1 protein-coding gene and 1 pseudogene are annotated in these 1,861 nt (G+C 40.4%); both read right to left on the bottom strand.

Annotated features, from left to right (window positions below):
• Positions 1 to 216: 216 nt before the first annotated feature.
• On the bottom strand, positions 217 to 1,206 hold the full coding sequence (locus BIV59_RS22535; RefSeq protein WP_071353692.1) for a diacylglycerol/lipid kinase family protein: 990 nt from the start codon (positions 1,204 to 1,206) through the stop codon (positions 217 to 219).
• A pseudogene (locus tag BIV59_RS23895) lies at positions 1,187 to 1,861 on the bottom strand (NERD domain-containing protein); the annotation flags it as partial. The gene BIV59_RS22535 and the pseudogene BIV59_RS23895, both read right to left, overlap by 20 nt.

Here is a 1,861-nt window from a genome sequence, read left to right as displayed (position 1 = left end):
ATGGCTAAAATGGAATATAAAGTTTTTTAAAATAATGATTAAAATGAAAAAAGACAGCTATTTGGCAATAGGACAATAGCTATCATATAAATTTTAGTTGAAAAGATGATTATACGTCAAGTAGTATAATTTGAAAATAACGTTTAAAATCAATAGTAAAATATACCTAATCTTGATAATAGCTGGTATTTCACGTTTATACAAAATAAATTTTCTTTATGCTTCTTCATTCTTTTTCAAAGCTTTTTTTGCCAATACAGATATTTGGTCAGAAGCAAGCGACACTGAAAGCTCTTTTGTGCCGATGATTTCTCCATCTGCCTGAATCAGCGAATCCTGAGCGGAGCGGATAGTCATCGTTTCCCCAATAAATGATTCCACGTTTTTCAGCTTCAAATGGCCGCCCCAAAAAACGGTTATAAAAATAAAAAGCAGCTTTATATGGGATAGATCATGAACAGCAAGAATGTTAAGCTGCCTGTCATAGGGTGAGGCATGAGGCGAAATCTTAATCCCTCCGCCAAAGTATGGCTGATTGGCTGCCACTACAAACCACACTTTTCTGAAGGAATGATGTTTTCCATCTATAATTACTTCCATATCCGCTCTTTTATATGTAAATAACTTTTTTATAAATGTGATAAGATAAATTAATTTTCCGGCTTTCAGAGCATTGAACCTCTTCTTCCAGAGAGAATGCTCGGCTTCATAAGTGATTTCAGCATCAAACCCAATACCAATGCTATTGACAAAAAAACCATGCTTGCTGCCAGTTTCAAATACTCCTGCATCTATTCTGCAGGAAGGAAGCTCTGCACTCTCCAAAAGAAGCTTCATTACTGCTTTTGCACTTGCTGTTCGCTGTATCCCTCTGGAAAAGTCATTCCCTGATCCTGCAGGCACACAGCCAACCCTTGCATGATCAAGGCCTGCTGCTGCATGGATAACTTCATGCAGAGTCCCGTCTCCCCCTACTGCAATTACCCATGTCTTTTCTTTGTTTTCCATCCATATCTTACGGGCAAGCTCAAGTGCATGGCCTTTTCTTTCCGTAAAGTAATAATGATAAGGAACTCCTTTTGCCTGCAGGATGCCCTCAACTTCCTCCCACACCTTCTTGCTTCCCTTATTCCGGGCCTCCGGGTTAATAATAAAGAAAACCGGCTTTAATAGATCTGTCCTAAGCTTAAGAGGTTGATTCATCATGTCCGGTCTCCGGCGGTTCCTGATTCCATTCTTGTCTTCTGCTGGAGGTTGTCTGGCAGTATTCAAGCAGGGCCTGCGCCGCCTTCAGCTGCTGATGCTTTAATGGTGTCTGCGAGCTTCTCATACGCTTGAACCAATCTGGAAAGTGCCGTTTATCCAGCAGCTGTACATCAAAGGGAGACAGAGGATAATCAATGTACCCATTTCTTGAAAGAATAGCTTTTTTAACAGGAAGAGTAACCTCATAAAGTGATAGTATCCCAGAAACAATCTGTTCCATCCGCTTTATAGAAAGCATGGGATTCAGCACCTTTTTATCAGGATGAATATGATGCCTTTTCATCCAGAAGCGTTCATTGGACCCTTCAAAAGCGGCATCCTCTTCACCCTCAAGGAAAGAGAGGCACCAAACTTCAGTAGGGGTAATCAAAATGCATTCAGCTTCTACTGGCGCATTTTTCAATAGAAAGATAGGCTTATATAAAACAAGGCATGTATCCGGAAAACGCTGCAGAAAAAAACGAAGCTTTTCATCAAGGATAAAACCTTGGTTGATGAAAGACTTTTCATAAAGAGTAGAACTCCCCCACTTCATCTGAAAACTGAGAAGCTGATTGAGAAATGTCTGCTTAAGCTCATCGAGGCTTTCTGGCCG

Origin of the sequence: Bacillus sp. MUM 13 (assembly GCF_001866725.1) — a bacterium.
Lineage (GTDB): Bacteria > Bacillota > Bacilli > Bacillales > DSM-1321 > Peribacillus.
The sequence above is the reverse complement of the archived record's forward strand: the minus strand, read 5'-3'. Positions and strand labels throughout refer to the sequence as shown.